The organism is Microbacterium sp. NPDC089698 (assembly GCF_044749045.1).
Classification (GTDB): domain Bacteria; phylum Actinomycetota; class Actinomycetes; order Actinomycetales; family Microbacteriaceae; genus Microbacterium.
In genome coordinates this window covers 936,311-952,792 of record NZ_JBIVHE010000001.1, presented here as the reverse complement: position 1 = coordinate 952,792, position 16,482 = coordinate 936,311, and the positions used below count along the sequence as shown (strand labels likewise).

Below are 16,482 nucleotides of genomic sequence, written 5' to 3'. Positions count from 1 at the left end.
CCGGGACCCGGAAGGCCCCTGGAGCGAGTCTAGGGCGTGCGTCCTTGTGTTTCTCCTGTCCCGCCGAGGCCGTGGCCGCGGAGGGCGGACGCGCCCTCGGTAGGCTGGTCGCGATGGACGACAGGTACGGATCCGATGTGCTCGCCAAGGGCTGGCGCGAGCGCGGCGCGAAGGTCGCCGCGGACGTGGCGGCAGAGAAGGACCTCGTGGTCGAGGTCGCGGTGGACGGCTTCTGCGGGGCGGTGACCCGGATCGAGGGCGGACAGGTGGAGCTGGAGGACTACCGCGGCCGCCGCCGGCTGTTCCCGATGGGCGCGGGCTTCATGATCGACGGCGAGCCGGTGCGTCTGGTGCACCCCGCGCGTTCGACGGCGGGGGCGGCGAAGCGCACCGCATCCGGATCCTTCGCCGTGGACGATTCCCGCGCGCGCACCGCGCTGCCGAGCCGGATCCTCGTCGAGGGCAGGCACGATGCGGAGCTCGTGGAGAAGGTCTGGGGAGACGACCTGCGCGTGGAAGGCGTCGTGGTCGAGTACCTCCAGGGCGTCGACCTGCTGGAGGAGCTGCTCGCCGAGGCGCCGCCGCGGCGCGACCGCCGCTACGGCGTTCTCGTCGACCACCTCGTGCCGGGCTCCAAGGAGACCCGCATCGTTGAGCAGATCATGCGGGGTCCGCACGGCGCGCACCTCCGCATCGTCGGGCACCCCTACATCGACGTCTGGCAGTGCGTGACGCCGGCGGCGCTCGGGATCAGCGCCTGGCCGCAGATCCCGCGCGGGACCGACTGGAAGACCGGGATCTGCCGGGCCTTCGGCTGGCCCGCCGAGTCCCAGGCGGACATCGCGCACGCCTGGAAGCGCATCCTCTCCCGGGTGAGCAGCTACCGCGATCTGGAGCCGACGCTGCTCGGCCGCGTCGAGGAGCTCATCGACTTCGTGACGGAACCGATCGACGGGGGCGCGCGATGAGCGGGCGCTCGGCCCGCGGGGCCGGACGCGCCGGCGCGACGCCGGACGGCGGATACCCTGGAGGGATGCCCGAACCCCGCACCTTCCGCGACGAACCCGTCTCGTTCGTCCGCCGCAGCGGCCGCATGTCCGAGGCGCAGGAGCGGGCGTTCGCCGAACTGGCCGCGTTCTACGTGCTGGACGTCCCGCGCGACGTCGCCTGGACCTCGGTGCACCCCGACGCGCGGCTGGAGGCCTCCTCGGCCTATGGGCGTGAGGCGCCCTTGACCGTGGAGATCGGGTCGGGGCAGGGGCACGCGATCGTGTCCGCCGCCGCGGCGAACCCCGAGCGGGACTTCCTCGCGGTCGAGGTGTTCCGTGCGGGGCTGGCGCGCACGATGCTCGACGCCGAGCGCGAAGGCGTGCGCAATCTTCGGCTCGTCGAGGCGAATGCGCCGGAGGTGCTCAGCACCTTCCTTCCCGCGGGCTCCGCCGACGAGGCGTGGATCTTCTTCCCCGATCCCTGGCACAAGAAGCGCCACACCAAGCGCCGGCTCGTGCGCCCCGGCTTCGGAGCCACGGCCGGTGCAGCGCTGCGCGACGGCGGTCTCCTGCGCCTCGCCACCGACTGGGAGGACTACGCGCTGCAGATGCGCGAGGTGCTCGACGAGGCGCCCGAGTTCGAGCGCGCCTTCGAAGGGGAGTGGGCGGAACGCTTCGACGGCCGGGTGATGACGGCGTTCGAGCGCAAGGGCATCGCGAAGGGCCGCGACATCCGCGATCTCACCTACCGGCGGGTGCCGCGAGGCTGACCCGCCGGCGGCGGGTGGCGACGTCCTCCGAACTCGCGCCGTCATCGGGTGCGGCCCGCCGCGGAGCGGATGACCTCGGCGAGGTCGCGGGGACGGCTCCACAGGGGCCAGTGTCCGGTGGGCAGGTCGACGACGTCGAGGTGCTCGAGCTTCGCGACCTCGGCGAACATGGGGTGACCCTCTCGCGCCAGGTCCATCAGCTGCGCGCTGGGGATTGAGCAGCACACCAGGGTGGTCGGGATGCGGCTGCGCGCGTCGTCGACGAGGACGACGGCCTCGCGCAGCACGGGGCCCGGCTCGGGAACGGCCCGCTCGCGGAAGCGAGCGAGCGCTTCCGGGCTCAGTCCCTCCAGGCTCGCCTGCTGCGCGAGGACGTCGAACGGGGGGAGCGGAAGGTCCGGCACGTCCTCGGGAAGATCGGGCGCGAAGGCGCTCCCGGTGGCGACCGGACCGGAATCGACCCACACCACCTGACGGACGAGCTCGGGGTGACGGTCGAGGAGGAGCGTGACGGGGAAGTTCGCCCCGCTGTGCGCGACGATGATCGCGGGTCCGCTCGCGGAGGCGCCGTGTCGAGCGAGGGTGTCGAGGATCGCCGCGACCTGGTCGTCGAGCGTCCTCCGGGTGCGCTCCGGATCGTCGGGGTCGAGACCGGGCAGCGTCATGGCGACGGCGCGCGCGCCGGCGGCCTCCAGCTGCTCGCGCACCTCCTCCCAGGCCCAGGCGCCCAGCCAATGGCCGGCGATGAGGAGAGTGACGGGGGTCCGCTTCGTCTGTGTCATGCCACCAGCTTCACCCGCGCTGCGGGCACCAGTGTGTCACTATTTATGTCATGAAATTCCCGGGAGTGGCACCGTGAAGCGCGCAGAGCGACTCCACGCCCTGTCCGAGATGCTGCGGCGCAGCGGATCCCGGGGCTGCTCCGCCGAGCGGTTGGCACGAGAGTTCGCCGTCTCGGTGCGCACCGTCAAGAGAGATCTCGCCGCGCTGGAGCGCAGCGGGGCGCCGATCTGGTCGCGGCCCGGTCCCGGCGGCGGCTACGGGATGGCCCTGGGCGCGACTCTGCCGCCCGTCAGCCTGTCTCCTTCACAGGCGGTGGCCCTCATGGCGGCCGTGTCGGCGGCATCCGACGCCCCCTACGCGGACCTGGCCGCGGCCGGGGTCCGGAAGATCGTGGACGTCCTGGATCCCCGCACCAGGGCGAGGGCGGATGCTCTGGCCGACCGCGTCTGGGTGGACGCGCATCCCGCCCCTTCGCGCGCGGTCAGGTCGGCGCTGGAGGAGGCGATGGCCGATCAGCGCGTCGTCCGGATCCGCTACACCTCGGGGGAGGGGGCGGAGACCACGCGCGACGTCGAACCCGTCCTGTTCGCGTTCACGAGCGGCCGGTGGTACCTCGTCGGGTGGTGCCGGCTGCGCGATGCGATGCGCTGGTTCACCGTGTCGCGCATCGAGCGCGCCAGTGTGACCTCGACCCCGTGCGCGGGGCATACCGTCCTCGAGGTCGGGGAACCGCCCGCGACCGCCGCACCCGTGCACGGATCCCGGAGCTAGAGCGCGCCTCTCGCCCCGGTGCGCGACGCGCGGCAGAATCGGCCCATGCTCTTCATCCTGGGATCTGTGTTCGCAGGGCTCGCCGCTCTGATCCACGTCTACATCTTCGTGCTGGAGTCGGTGCGCTGGACGCATCCCTCCACGCGCCGCGTCTTCGGGACGACGGCGGAGACCGCGGAGGTCACCAAGCCGCTCGCGTTCAACCAGGGCTTCTACAACCTGTTCCTCGCGATCCTCGTCGTCATCGGCCTGATCGTGGCTCCGGCAGCGTCCTTCGCCATCGGCTGGACGCTCATGATGGCGGGGGTCGCCTCGATGCTGGCCGCGGCGCTCGTGCTGATCCTGTCCGACCGCAGCAAGGCGCGCGCGGCGACCGTTCAGGGCCTGTTCCCGCTGCTCGCCGTGCTGGCGCTGCTCGGCGCCGTGCTGATCTGACGACGAGACCGGGGCCGATCCGAGGAGCGGACCCGGCGATCAGGGCGGGCGGTCAGATCAGGCGACCATCGCCCGCATCGACGCGATCGCGTCGAACATGGAGAAGAACAGCCACACCGCCCCGCCGAGGGTGACCAGGAGGCCCACCGTCGTGGCCGCGATCGCGAGCCACATCGGTGCCCAGCCGGCCCCGGATTGGCGGTGCACGACGACTGCCCGCCCGATCGGGTAGACGAGGAGTCCGAACGGGGTGAAGAGCCCGAAGAAGCTCCATGCCCAGTGGAACCGACGCGGATAGCCCAGCCGGCCGAGGTCTCGGTGGTCACGATAGGCCGCGACGACGCACAGAGCGAACAGTGCCCAGCTCACCAGGCCGATCAGGGTGAAGGCGATCGTCATCGGCATCATCTCGGCGAACATTCCGGTCGCGATCGAGGACGGGTAGCCGCCGGGCGCCGTTCGCGCCGTCGCGATGAGGAAGGCCATCTCCCGGAAGTACTTCAGCATCACGTCGCTCATCGCCCAGAGCTGCACGATCGACAGCACGGCGATGGCGACGACCCCGTACGCGTTGATCCAGCCCCAACGGGTGTGAGCGGGCGTGCCAGGGGGCAGCGCCGGTGCCGAGGCGTAGGAGACCGTCATGAACCCAGTGTGCTGGATCTCGGCGTGTGCGCGAAGAGGGGCCGTCCATCTGGACGGCCCCTCTTCGTGTCTGTGCCCCCGACAGGAATCGAACCTGCGACCTACGGTACCGGAAACCGGCGCTCTATCCGCTGAGCTACGGAGGCGTACCGAACGAGCCTAGCATCGGATCCGGGCTGTTTCCGACGTGCTGCGTGCCGTTCGGGCGTGCCGCCGTCAGCGCCCCGGCGCCCAGGGCGTCGCACGCGGCGCGGCGACCGACTCGCGCTCGACGAGGCGCGTTCCCACGATGATCTCGCCGTCGGCGTGACGGCCGAAGGCGTCGTCGGTGCGGCTCAGGGCGAGGCGCACGCTCTCGCGCCCCATGTCCTCGAGCGGCACGTGCACGGTGGTCAGCTTGGGGGTGAGCTCGCTGGACTGCGGGATGTCGTCGTAGCCGACGAGGGAGATGTCCTCCGGCACCCGCACGCCGCGTGCGGTCATCGCGTCCAGCGCACCCGCCGCCACGAGGTCGTTCGCCGCGAAGACCGCGGTGATCCCCGGGTTCCCGTCCAGGATCTCGCCCATCGTGGCGTGGCCGAAACGACGTCCGAACGCGCCCTGGTGCACGAGTTCCGGGGGGACGTCGATGCCGTGCGACTGCATCGCGCGCCGGAAGCCCGCGAGGCGCGCGACGCTCGTGGAGAGCCCGACCGGGCCGCCGAGGTAGAGGATCCGGCGATGGCCCTGGGCGATGAGGTGCTGGGTCACCGCGAAGGCCCCGCCCTCGTTGTCGTAGCCGACGATCTTGGTCGGCGCCTGGTCGCCCACCGAGGGGCGGCCGCACAGCACGAGCGTCGATCCGATGCCCGCCAGCGTGCGCGCGCGCTCGGCCATCCTGCGGCGAGCACGCGGATCCTCGTAGCCTCCGCCGACGACGATCACGGCGTCGGTGCGCTGGCTGATCATGCGGTCGATGAGGTCGATCTCGCGGTCGACGTCGCCCTGCGAGGCGGCCACGATGCAGAGCCTGCCCGTGGCGGAGGCCTCCTGCTCGACGCCGCGCACGATGTAGGAGAAGAACGGATCGACGAGGTCGTTCACGATGATGCCGACGCTGTGCGTCGCCGAGCTCGCGAGCGCCCTGGCGTGCGCGTTCGCGGTGTAGCCGAGGTCCTCGATGGCACGGTTCACGGAATCGCGGGTGGCCTGAGCCACCGGATAGTTGCCGTTGAGCACGCGGGAGACCGTGGCCGACGAGACACCGGCCCGCTCGGCGACATCGGACATGGTCACGGTGTGCATGGCGCCCACCGTGGCGCGATCGTCCTGCGTCGTCATCCCATCCTCCGTTCGCGGGCCGGCGGCCCTTCTTCCTCGCGTCGTGCCCTGGTCGGTCAGGCGGTGTACGCCAGCTCGTCGGCGCGGAGCTCATGCGCGAGGATCCCTCGACCAACGTACTGCTCGACCTCGCGCACGGCCGAGTCGCCCAGCCGGTGGATCTCATTGCCCAGCGCGCCTGCGATGTGCGGCGTGATCACGACGTTCGGCAGGGAGTACAGCGGCGAGTCCGCCGGCAGCGGCTCCGGATCCGTGACGTCCAGATACGCGTCGAGCCGTCCGCTCACGAGCTCCGCGGACAGCGCGTCCGTGTCGATGAGGGCGCCGCGAGCGGTGTTCACGATGAGGGCGCCGTCATGCAGCAGCGCGAGCTCGGGAGCGCCGATGATGCGGCGCGTGTCCGGCGTGCTGGGGGCGTGCAGCGTGAGCACGTCGCTGCGACGGCACAGCTCGGGGAGGGACACGGCCTCCACACCGAGCCGCGCCGCCTCCGCGGCGGTCAGATAGGGGTCGCAGACGAGGATCCGCGCCTCCAGACGGGACACCAGGCCGATGACCTCTCGTCCGACCCGGGAGGCGCCGAGGATTCCGATCGTGACGCCGTTCGTCCCGATCGGCGGGATGCCCTCGACCGTGCGATGCCGCCGCGTGGTGCGCAGCTGATGCGCGAAACGGCTCGCGCGCTTGAGTCCGAAGACGATCGCCGCGAGCGTGAATTCGGCCACCGGCGTGGCGTTCGCCGCGGCCGCCGTGCTCACCCTGATGCCCCGGCCGAACGCCTCCGCGTCCAGGAAGGTCTTCACGGTGCCCGCGGTGTGCACCACGGCCTCCAGGCGCGGGGCCAGATCGAGCACGCTCGCGTCGATGCGCGGCGCCCCCCAGCCCGTCAGCATGACGCGCGCCTCGCGCAGCGCCTCCCGGGATGCGGGTGCGGCGAAGTCCGTGATCGGAAGAGGCCCCACGATCTCCACCGTGCTCCGCAGCCGCGCGAGAGCGCCTGCGGAGAACACCTCGAGGAAGGAGTCCTCCGCCATGACGACCACGGCGGCGGGGAGGGCGGTCTGGGGGTTGTGATCCACGGCGATCCTTTCGTTCTGCATCCAGATAGTAAGCGCATTCTATGCATTCCGTCCAGCGACAAAGAGAAGCCGCTCGGCGCCGACGCCCCGAAAATCAATGTTTCGCTGAAATCCGGCCTCGGCGTTGACACTCGCAGATCCGTCGGGTACGTTCGCAGCACAGCAAGCGCTTTCTAGCACTTGCGGAGAACCGATGAAGTTTCCCCGTCTCAGGTCGAGGTCGAAGATGAGCAGTTACAGCGAGCCGTTCGTGCAGAGCGCGACGACTCAGGGCGACGGCGCCGCGGGAGCGCAGCCCGCGCGTCCCGCATCGAAGGCCCGCCGCCGCGCCGTGCGGATCGAGAGCGTGCCCGCGCACCGCAAGCGCAGCCTCTGGGAGCGGATCAAGCGTGACAAGGTCATGCTCCTGCTGATCGCGCCGGGCTTCCTGTACTTCGTGGTGTTCCACTGGCTGCCGCTTCCGGGCAATATCGTCGCGTTCGAGGACTACCAGCCCTACCTCGGCTTCATCGACAGCGCCTGGGTCGGGTTCGACAACTTCGTGAAGATCTTCGGGGATCCCACCTTCTGGCAGGCGCTGCGCAACACGCTGGTGATCACCGGCCTGCAGCTGGTGCTGTTCTTCCCGATCCCGATCGTGCTGGCGCTGCTGCTGAACAGCATCATGTCGAACCGGATCCGCAAGTTCGTGCAGAGCGTCGTCTACCTGCCGCACTTCCTCGGCTGGGTGATCATCGTGTCGATCTTCGGGCAGGTGCTCGGGGCGACGGGCGTGGTGCCGCATCTCATGCAGGCGCTGGGCATGCAGCCGTTCGAAGCCATGACCACGCCCTGGTTCTTCCCGTTCCTGGTGTCGATCCAGTCCGCCTGGAAGGACGCCGGCTGGGGGACGATCATCTTCCTCGCCGCCCTCATGAACATCGACCAGGAGCTGTACGAGGCCGCCGCGGTGGACGGCGCCGGCCCCTGGCAGCGCATGAAGACGATCACGATCCCCGGGATCATGCCGGTCATCATCCTGCTGCTCATCCTGAACCTCGGCAGCATCCTCTCGGTCGGCTTCGAGCAGATCGTCCTGCAGCGCGACAACGTCGGCGCCGGGGCGGGCGAGGTGCTCGACACCTGGGTCTATTACCACGGCGTCCAGAACGGGCAATGGGGTCCGGCGGCCGCCGTCGGTCTCGTGAAGGGCGTCGTGGGCCTCGCGCTCGTGCTCGGCGCCAACAAGGTCGCTCATCTGTTCGGCCAGGAAGGTGTGTACTCCAGTGGCAAGTGACGTGCAGCTGACGACCAGGGCGGTCGTCATGCCCCGTACCCGACGCCGGAACCGCAGCGCCGAGTCGGCGCGGCCGGCCTGGATGGAGAAGCCCAGCCGTCTCGGCATTACGGGCAAGGCCGTCGTGGTCACGCTCATCTGCGCCGCGACGATCTACCCGTTCCTCACGGTGATCTCGACGAGCCTCTCGGACAGCACCGACATCGCGAACGCCAACGGGCTCGTGCTCTTCCCGCTGCACCCGACGTTCGCCGCCTACGAGACGATCTTCTCCGGCGGCATCGTCACCGCCGCGCTCGTGCGCAGCATGCTCATCACCGTGATCGGCACGCTGTGCTCGCTCGCCGCAACCGTGGGCATGGCCTACGGGCTCTCCCGTCGGGATCTCGCGTTCGGGAAGTTCATCCTGCTGACGGCGCTGTTCACGATGCTGTTCACGCCGGGGATCATCCCGAGCTTCCTCATGGTCAAGCAGCTCGGCCTGCTCGGCAGCTACGCGGCCCTGGTGCTGCCCACGCTGATCTCGGCGTTCAACCTCGTGGTCGTCCGCTCCTTCTTCATGGGGCTGCCTCAGGAGCTGTTCGAGGCGGCCAGGATCGACGGAGCCGGCGACTTCCGCATCCTCGTCCGGATCGTGCTGCCGCTCTCCAAAGGGGTGCTGGCCGTGGTCGGTCTCTTCTACGCGGTCGCCTACTGGAACGCGTTCTTCAACGCGATGCTCTACCTGAACAGCGACATGTGGCCGCTGTCGATGATCCTGCGCCAGTACGTGCTGCTGGGATCCCCGCTCGACACCGCCTCGGCCGGCGAGATCTCGGCGCCGTCCCAGGCGATCCAGATGGCCGTCGTCGTCATCAGCGTCATCCCGATCCTGCTCGTCTACCCGTTCCTGCAGAAGTACTTCACCAAGGGCGTCCTCACCGGGGCCGTCAAGGGCTGAGGCCCGCTCCACCCGATCGATCCACCTCCCTGTACAGAAAGGAGCCCATCGTGGCTCTCGAAACGAACCGGCGGACGTTCCTGTCCTTCGCCGCCCTCAGCGTCCTCGGCGTCGTCACAGCGGGCTCCCTCGCCGGCTGCGGCACGAAGGGTGCGCTCAACGCCTCGGCCGCCTCGGCCTCGGTGCTGCCGAAGTACATCCCGCTGAACGGCGCGACGCCCGACCTCGCCGGCACCGCCGAGGGCGTCCCCGCCGCCTTCTTCAACTACCCGGCCAAGCCGTTCCGCTCGGTGCCGGCGCCGTTCCTGAAGGGCCAGAAGGTCACCGCGATCACGAACATCTTCGGTCCGCCGCCCACGCCGGCCGCGTCCAACCCGGCCTGGCAGGAGATCAACAAGCGCCTCGGCGGCACGGTCGACATCACCGCGGTCTCGAGCGACGACTACGACACCAAGCTCAACACCGTGATCGCGGGCGGGGACATGCCCGACCTCATGCTCAACGACGGCGCCGCGATCGCCGACATCATCGGCTTCCTGGAGTCGGCCTGCCAGGACCTCACCCCGTTCCTCGCGGGCGACAAGTCCAAGGACTATCCGAACCTCGCCAACATCCCGCAGGCCTTCTGGAAGCCGGCGGTGCAGAACGGCAAGCTCTACGGGATCCCGATCCCGCGCGGGATGACCGGCGGATCCGGGTTCATCAACCAGACGTTCTTCGAGGCCGCCGGCGTCACGGACACCTCGACGATCAAGAACGCGGACGACTACCTGTCGCTCGCCAAGCAGCTCACCGGAGCCAATCGCTGGGCCCTCGGCAGCACCAAGTTCGGGCTCATCCCGTTCGAGCACATCTTCCACGTCCCCTACAACTGGACGATGAAGAACGGCAAGCTCGTGAAGGACATCGAGACGCCGGAGTACCTGGAGATGGTCTCCTTCGTGCAGAAGCTCTACGCCGCGGGATGCTTCGCCCCCGGCAGCGAGGGCTGGACCAAGTCGCAGATGTCGAACGCGTTCATCTCCGGCCAGGTCGCGCAGATCTACGACGGGCTGCCTGCTTTCGGGAAGCCGGGCGGCTACCAGCAGACCGTGCCGGCGGCGAACCCCGCGAACAAGGTCGCCCCGTTCATCCCGTTCAGCGCCACCGGCGGCAAGGCCACGGTCTGGCTCGACAACATCGACTTCGCCTGGACCATGGTGAAGAAGGGCAGCACGGACCACATCAGGCAGGTGCTGCAGGTGGCGAACTTCCTGGCGGCGCCGTTCGGCAGCGAGGAATACCTCCTGATGAACTACGGCGCCGAGGGCACGGACTACGCCCTCGATGCCAAGGGCAACCCGATCCCGACGCCCGCGGCGGCCCTGAACACGGCCGTGCCGTGGAAGTACCTCGCCGCGGGCCCGAACACGCTGTACTCGCCGCAGTTCCCCGACGCCATCAAGGTGCTGCACGACGCGTACTCGAAGCTCGTCCCGATCGGCGTCGCGGATCCGACCCTGGGCCTGTTCAGCCCGACCAACGCGAAGCAGGGCCTCACGATCGCGAAGCCCGTCTCGGACGCGGTGACCAACTTCATCGCAGGACGTGGTTCGCTGAACGATGTGAAGAGCGCGATCTCGACGTGGAAGAGCGCGGGCGGCGACGTCATCCGCTCGGAGTTCCAGAAGGCGCTGAGCGGCGCGACGGCGAGCCCGTCCCCGAGCGCCTGAGACGCAGCGGATCCGTGGACGCGGGAGAGGGCAGCGGGGGAGAGGGAACCGTGAGGGAAGACATCTCGACGACGATCGCGATGGATCCTGTCCTCTCCCCGTTCACGGGCTGGGGCAGGGCGCAGTGGGAGGCGGTGGCGGACGACTGGCTGGGCCAGGTGCGCCGCTACGCCAGCCCGGAGGGCGCCCTGCCGCGCCTGCCAGGACGCATCACCGGCGATGGGCCACGGCGCGAGGGGATGGAGGCCGTCGGCCGATCGTTCCTGCTCGCCGCGCCGCGGATCGCGGGCGCCGCCGACCCCGGGGAGCCCGCCGTCCAGGAGCACCTCGAGTACTACTCGCGCGCACTGCTCGCCGGCACACGGCCCGGCGGCGAGGAGGAGTGGCCCCGCGGCGTCAGCTGCCGGCTGCCGCTGACCGGGATCACGAACTCGATCGTGGAGGCGGCGAACATCGCGTACTCGCTGTACCTCAGCCGCGACCGGCTCTGGTCCGGACTCACCCGGCCCGAGCAGCTCCAGATCGCGGACTGGCTGCGCCATCACGCCCGCTGCGAAGTGTGGCAGAACAACTGGCAGTTGTTCCCTGCGATGGCGGAGGGCTTCCTGCGCTCGGTCGGCGAGGACGCGCGAGGGCTGCACTCCGACCGCAACGTGGCGCGGGTGGAGAGCTGGTACCTCGGCGACGGCTGGTACACCGACGGGCCGGAGCACGCGGTCGACTATTACAACGCCTGGGCGATCCACCCCTACCTCTGGGCCTGGTACCGCATGACGGACACCGTGCAGACGCCCGAGGGACAGAGGTATCTCGAGCGCCTCCACGACTTCACCGCCTCGCAGGCGCACCTGGTCGCCGCGGACGGCTCGCTGCTGCACCAGGGACGATCCCTCATCTACCGCACGGCCGCGCTCGCGGCGTTCTGGTGCGCGGACGCGTCGGGGGCGAGTGCGCTCACCCCCGGCCAGACCCGTCGCGTCGCGTCGGGGGTGCTCTCGCGCTTCACCGCGCAGGGCGTCGGAGCGGGCGGCCCGCTCACGCTGGGGTGGTACGGCGAGTTCGAGCCGATGTGCCAGGACTACAGCGGTTTCGGATCGCCGTACCTGGCCGGCATCGGCTTCCTCGGGCTCGCGCAGCCCGCGACCGCGCCGGTCTGGACCGCCGTCGAGGAGGCGCAGCCCTCCGACCGCGGACCGTTCACCGTCCCGATCGAGCCCGTGGGCTGGGTGATCCGCGGAGCCTCCGACGGGATCGTGCGGATGGCGAACCACGGATCCGACCACACGACGCTGCCCGTCGGCGACGACGAGGACCGGGACGACCCGCACTACGCGAAGTTCGCGTACTCCACACACACCGCGCCCGGCACGGGGCCGGCCTGGGCCGAGGCGATCGACTCGCATTTCGCGCTGCTCGACGACGACGGCGGCGGAAGCCGGCGCAGCTCCCTGCGCGCCAGTCACGTCGAGGGCGAGCTCTCCGGATCCGTGCACCTGCCGCAGCGGCATCGACGCGCCCTGCCCGGCACCGCCGTGACCACTGTCACCGCGGGGGACGGCACGGCCGAGGTGCGCGCGCACCTCGTGCAGACGGACCGGCCGTGGGCGATGCGCGAGGGCGGGTGGGCCGTCGCCGACGACGGCGAACTCGCGACGGGCGTCTTCGAGGACGGCGCCTGGGCTCGGGGCCGCGACGGCCTGATCGCCGCGATCGTCGGGCTGCACGGGTGGGACGCCCCTGCGCCCGTCGGTGCTTCCGCGACCCGCTCTTCCGAGACCGGCGGCGCACCAGGCCACGCCCAGGTGTTCGCCTACCGAGACGCGAACGCGATGGGAGCGCACTCCGCGACCCCCGCGCTCGGGGGGCGCACCGGCGCGGACCGCACCGTCGTGATCACGTTGCACGTGCTCGAACGCGGCGGTGCCGTGGATCCACAGGGCTGGCGCGACCGGGTGCGGGTGGACGTCGACGGCACACGCGTGCGCCTGGACTGGGTCTCCGGCGCGACGGCGGAGTTCGACCTCGCGACCTTCGTCCCCTGGGACGGACATCCCGGGCTCACCGGTCCGCGCGGGGAGGCCCGATGATCCCGCTGCGCTACGGCGCGGACGGCACCGCGCGCCGGACGGATCCGACGATGCAGGCGTTCCGCGCCGATCGGTTCGGGCAGTTCGTGCACTGGGGGCTGTACGCGATCCCGGCGGGCACCTGGCAGGGCCGCACGATCGAGTTCGCCGCCGAGTTCCTCATGCAGTCCGCGCACGTGAGCCGGGAGGACTGGGCCGCGCTCGCCGCGGACTTCACGCTCGACGGGTTCGATCCGGCCGAATGGGCGCGCACGGCCAGGCGCATGGGGGCGCGCTACGTCACGGTCACCACCAAGCACCACGACGGATTCTGCCTGTGGCCCAGCGCGTACACCGACTTCACCGTCGCCGCCACGCCCTCGGGGCGCGACGTGCTCGGGGAGATCCTGGACGCGTACCGAGCCGAGGGCCTCGCCACGCACCTGTACTACTCGGTGCTGGACTGGAATCACCCCGACTGGCGGTACGCGATCGAATCCGAGGACGACCGCGTCGCTTTCGACCGCTACCTCGACTTCGCGACGAACCAGCTGCTCGAACTCGCCGCGCGGTATCCGCACGCGCGCGGCTTCTGGTTCGACGGCACCTGGGACGAATCGGTCAAGGCGAACGGCCGCTGGACGCACGAGATCGAGCAGCTGCTCAAGGAGCGGATCCCCGGCGCGATCGTGAACAGCCGCCTTCGCGCCGACGACCGGGGAGCGCGGCACTTCGACTCCAACGGGGCGCTCATGGGCGACTACGAGAGCGGTTATGAGCGCCGCCTCCCTGCCCCCTGGGACCGCTCGGTCCTCGTGCACGACTGGGAGGCCTGCGCCACCCTCACCCAGGCGAGCTGGGGCTTCCACGACTCCGCCTGGGCGGACCGAGGACGGAAGACCCCGGCGCAGATCGTCGAGCAGCTCGCGCACACCGTGAGCCTCGGCGGCAACCTCCTGCTGAACTTCGGGCCGCGCGGCGACGGCTCGCTGGCGCCGGTCGAGACGGCCCTGGCCGATGCCGTCGGCGCCTGGATGGCGGTGAACGGAGCGGCGGTGCACGACAGCGGCCCCGCGACGGGATGGGACTACCCGGGCTGGGGCTTCTACACGGCGCCGCAGGAGAAGGATGCGCCGGCCGCCGGATCCGCGGGCGTCGTGCATGCGATCATCACCCGCATCCCGGTCTCGGGCATCCTCACGATCGCGCTGCCGTCCGGCATCGCGCTGCACGCCGTCCGCACGCTCGCCGATCGCGCCGAGGTGCCCTTCACCGTGCTGGACGCGCACACCGTCCAGCTCCCGGCTCCCGCGTCCACGGGGATGCCGACCGTGCTCGTCCTCGAGACCGTGCCCGCGGGGCAGGAGAGCGGCCCGCGCGAGCCCAACCCGGACGTCGCGCTCGTGTGATCGCATGAGCGGGCGCCTTCCCGTTCCGCGCTTGCGACGTGGGGAACGGGAAGGACACACCCCCACCCTCCGCTTCGAAGAGGAACAGGAAAGGGCATCACCATGAAACCGCACCGCACCGCAGATCGCAAAGCGCGCTGGCGACGACTGACCCCGGCGCTCGCCGCGGGCGCCGTCCTCGCTCTCGCACTGCCCGCCGCCGCGCAGGCGGACACCGCTCCGACGCCCCCGCAGTACACCGCGGCCGGCAGCACCACGCTGAAGGGCGGTCTGACCAGCGACATCGCCGGATCCGCCTACCTCGGCAAGGACGGGCAGTTCCACTGGACGAACGCGCTCACCGCCTACAGCACCAGCCCGGGGAGCGCATGGGCGCGCACCTTCACCAACACCGACATGGGCGCGGTGTCCGCGGGCATGGGCACGACCACGCAGAAGGCGCAGGCGCCGGCGTACTACGCCGATGCCGGCACGATCTGCTATCAGCTGGACAAGGACCCCGCCTTCCCGATCCCGTCGCCGCAGCAGGACGACCACTGCGACGTCATCGGCGTATGGGTGGATCCGCAGGGCACCTGGCACGCCCTGCTCAACGACGAGTTCCAGTTCGACCCCTGGCAGACCAAGGGGGCGAACGCCACGATCGCCGACAAGGTCTCGACGGGGCATCACAACAACCGGATCCTGCTCGCGACCTCCAAGGACGAGGGCGCCTCCTGGCAGTACGCGGGACCCGCGCTCACCTCGGCGTGGGATGACGACCAGGTCATCGACGACACCGCGTCGCCGGGCCAGTCCTACCCCTTCGGGAACTCCGGGTGCCGGCTGTTCATCGACTATTCGACCGGCTACTTCTACATCACGTACAACGTGAAGATCTACAAGAAGCCGGCCTCGTCGACCCTGGCCAGCTGGACCGAGATGGCGCGCGCGCCGATCAGCGGCGGCATGGCCAGCGGCACGTGGCAGAAGTGGTACGACGGCGCGTGGTCGCAGCCCGGCATCGGCGGAATCGACGGCAACGTCAACTCGATCGGCGGACTGAACGTGTCCTACGACCCGACGACCGACCTCATCGCCTGGAAGGGGTCGGGCGACACCGCGTCCGCCTCCTATCAGGCCGCCAAGGTGGGCGCGGATCACCTGATCGCCTTCGCCGACGCCTCGGGTCGCACCTACACGGCGAACACCCTGGCGCACACGATCGTCGACGACGCCACGGGCCAGTCGGCCCCCGATCGCACCGTGTCGTACCGTGACCCGGTGACCGGGCAGGATCTGACCCTCAAGGCCGTCGACGACAAGTACGAGAACGGCGTCAAGGTCGTCACCGGCGGCATCTACGTCACCCAGACGGATCCCGCCACCGGGGCCGCGCAGACGGTCGACCTCATCACCAACAGCGCCTACTACAAGGATCCGGTCTCGAACCACCTGTACCTGCCGTCGGCGAACAACGAGTCGGCCATCTCGTACAACGCCTTCTCGGGGCTCTACCGGATCGTCGGCTACGACGGCAACGTCTACGAGACGGCCGATCTCGGGAACCCGAACTCGTGGAAGGTCGTGGGGCTCATGCCCGCCGGATCCAACGGCGGCTATCTCACCTCGCTCGACAACGGCAGCCTGACGAACCAGAACGTCACCGGCCGCTCGTTCCTGACGATCTCGGATCTGAACGGGAAGGTCGTCGACATCGCGCAGGCCGCGGGCGACGGATCGGCCGCGGTGAGCACCGAGTACGCGCCGCGCGATACGGCGGGGGACGCGGTGAGCGCGGATGCGGCCTACGTGCTGCGGGTCGGCGGCAAGGCCGTGACGGCCAACCGTGGACCAGGGCTGGACGGCGGCAACGGAGCGGCGACCGGGGTGTCGACCTGGAAGCTCGCGCCCGTGAAGGACGTCCGGGGGAGCAACGGGGAGAACAGCGGCTTCTACCGTCTCGTCGACGCCGCGACCGGCAAGGATCTGCAGGTCACGGGATCCGGGGCCGCCGCGCAGCGCGCGGTCGACGCCGTCGTGACGGTCGGCGCTGTGCAGGCCGATGCCCAGCCGCTGACCTCGGCGGGTCTCGGCACGCCGGGAGGCAGCGATCAGTGGTATCTGCAGCGCGTCGCGACCGAGGGCACGTCGCTCGACGGATCCACCACCTACCGCCTGGTCAACCGCAACAGCGGCCTCGCCCTGCAGTACGTGAACGAGCGCATGCGGCTCGAGCAGCAGGCGCCGGGAGACGCCACGCAGTACGTGACGTTGACGGTGCGCTAGCACCCCGAGCAACAGGCCG

14 protein-coding genes and 1 tRNA gene are annotated in these 16,482 nt (G+C 70.2%); 10 read left to right on the top strand and 5 right to left on the bottom strand.

The genetic code is table 11. The features are described 5' to 3' along the window. Positions 1–113 precede the first annotated feature (113 nt). Positions 114–968, top strand: coding sequence for a DUF3097 domain-containing protein (locus tag ACIPY5_RS04535; protein ID WP_400967194.1), 855 nt, complete (start codon positions 114–116; stop codon positions 966–968). Positions 969–1,033: 65 nt separating this feature from the next. Next, positions 1,034–1,759, top strand: a complete 726-nt coding sequence (trmB, locus tag ACIPY5_RS04530; RefSeq protein ID WP_400967191.1) for a tRNA (guanosine(46)-N7)-methyltransferase TrmB — start codon at positions 1,034–1,036, stop codon at positions 1,757–1,759. Positions 1,760–1,800: 41 nt separating this feature from the next. Here the strand turns inward: trmB and ACIPY5_RS04525 are convergent, their stop codons facing one another. Beyond that, the gene (locus ACIPY5_RS04525) at positions 1,801–2,541 is read right to left on the bottom strand and encodes an alpha/beta fold hydrolase (protein WP_400967188.1); all 741 of its coding nucleotides are present in this window, start codon (positions 2,539–2,541) and stop codon (positions 1,801–1,803) included. Between the two features lie 73 nt (positions 2,542–2,614). Between ACIPY5_RS04525 and ACIPY5_RS04520 the strand changes: the two genes are divergently transcribed. Further along, a complete protein-coding gene (locus ACIPY5_RS04520; protein ID WP_400967185.1) occupies positions 2,615–3,313 on the top strand; it encodes a helix-turn-helix transcriptional regulator in 699 nt (232 codons plus the stop codon). A gap of 45 nt (positions 3,314–3,358) precedes the next feature. Beyond that, the gene (locus tag ACIPY5_RS04515; protein WP_309338600.1) at positions 3,359–3,748 is read left to right on the top strand and encodes a DUF1304 domain-containing protein; all 390 of its coding nucleotides are present in this window, start codon (positions 3,359–3,361) and stop codon (positions 3,746–3,748) included. Between the two features lie 57 nt (positions 3,749–3,805). Here ACIPY5_RS04515 and ACIPY5_RS04510 read toward each other — a convergent pair whose 3' ends face one another. From ACIPY5_RS04510 to ACIPY5_RS04495, 4 genes are all read right to left on the bottom strand, one after another. Continuing rightward, on the bottom strand, positions 3,806–4,393 hold the full coding sequence (locus ACIPY5_RS04510; RefSeq protein WP_400967181.1) for a hypothetical protein: 588 nt from the start codon (positions 4,391–4,393) through the stop codon (positions 3,806–3,808). A gap of 73 nt (positions 4,394–4,466) precedes the next feature. After that, positions 4,467–4,539, bottom strand: a tRNA-Arg gene (locus tag ACIPY5_RS04505). Between the two features lie 70 nt (positions 4,540–4,609). Continuing rightward, positions 4,610–5,713, bottom strand: coding sequence for a LacI family DNA-binding transcriptional regulator (locus ACIPY5_RS04500; RefSeq protein ID WP_400967178.1), 1,104 nt, complete (start codon positions 5,711–5,713; stop codon positions 4,610–4,612). A gap of 56 nt (positions 5,714–5,769) precedes the next feature. Beyond that, positions 5,770–6,792 carry a hydroxyacid dehydrogenase gene (locus ACIPY5_RS04495; protein ID WP_309338610.1) on the bottom strand — a complete coding sequence of 341 codons (1,023 nt, stop codon included), beginning with the start codon at positions 6,790–6,792 and terminating at the stop codon, positions 5,770–5,772. Positions 6,793–7,018: 226 nt separating this feature from the next. On the opposite strand from ACIPY5_RS04495, the gene ACIPY5_RS04490 reads away from it, so the two are divergent. The 6 genes from ACIPY5_RS04490 (at position 7,019) to ACIPY5_RS04465 (ending at position 16,463) form a co-directional block, all read left to right on the top strand. Further along, positions 7,019–8,068: an ABC transporter permease gene (locus tag ACIPY5_RS04490; RefSeq protein WP_400967174.1), complete on the top strand. Its 1,050-nt coding sequence runs from the start codon at positions 7,019–7,021 to the stop codon at positions 8,066–8,068. Continuing rightward, the gene (locus tag ACIPY5_RS04485; protein ID WP_309338616.1) at positions 8,058–9,008 is read left to right on the top strand and encodes a carbohydrate ABC transporter permease; all 951 of its coding nucleotides are present in this window, start codon (positions 8,058–8,060) and stop codon (positions 9,006–9,008) included. The genes ACIPY5_RS04490 and ACIPY5_RS04485 overlap by 11 nt, the downstream gene beginning before the upstream one ends. A gap of 50 nt (positions 9,009–9,058) precedes the next feature. Then, on the top strand, positions 9,059–10,720 hold the full coding sequence (locus ACIPY5_RS04480) for an extracellular solute-binding protein (RefSeq protein ID WP_400967170.1): 1,662 nt from the start codon (positions 9,059–9,061) through the stop codon (positions 10,718–10,720). 50 nt (positions 10,721–10,770) lie between these two features. Further along, on the top strand, positions 10,771–12,807 hold the full coding sequence (locus ACIPY5_RS04475; RefSeq protein WP_400967167.1) for a DUF2264 domain-containing protein: 2,037 nt from the start codon (positions 10,771–10,773) through the stop codon (positions 12,805–12,807). After that, a complete protein-coding gene (locus ACIPY5_RS04470) occupies positions 12,804–14,195 on the top strand; it encodes an alpha-L-fucosidase (RefSeq protein WP_400967164.1) in 1,392 nt (463 codons plus the stop codon). The genes ACIPY5_RS04475 and ACIPY5_RS04470 overlap by 4 nt, the downstream gene beginning before the upstream one ends. A 102-nt stretch (positions 14,196–14,297) precedes the next feature. Next, complete coding sequence (locus ACIPY5_RS04465) at positions 14,298–16,463, top strand: hypothetical protein (protein WP_400967161.1); 2,166 nt, start codon at positions 14,298–14,300, stop codon at positions 16,461–16,463. The last annotated feature ends 19 nt before the right edge of the window (positions 16,464–16,482 follow it).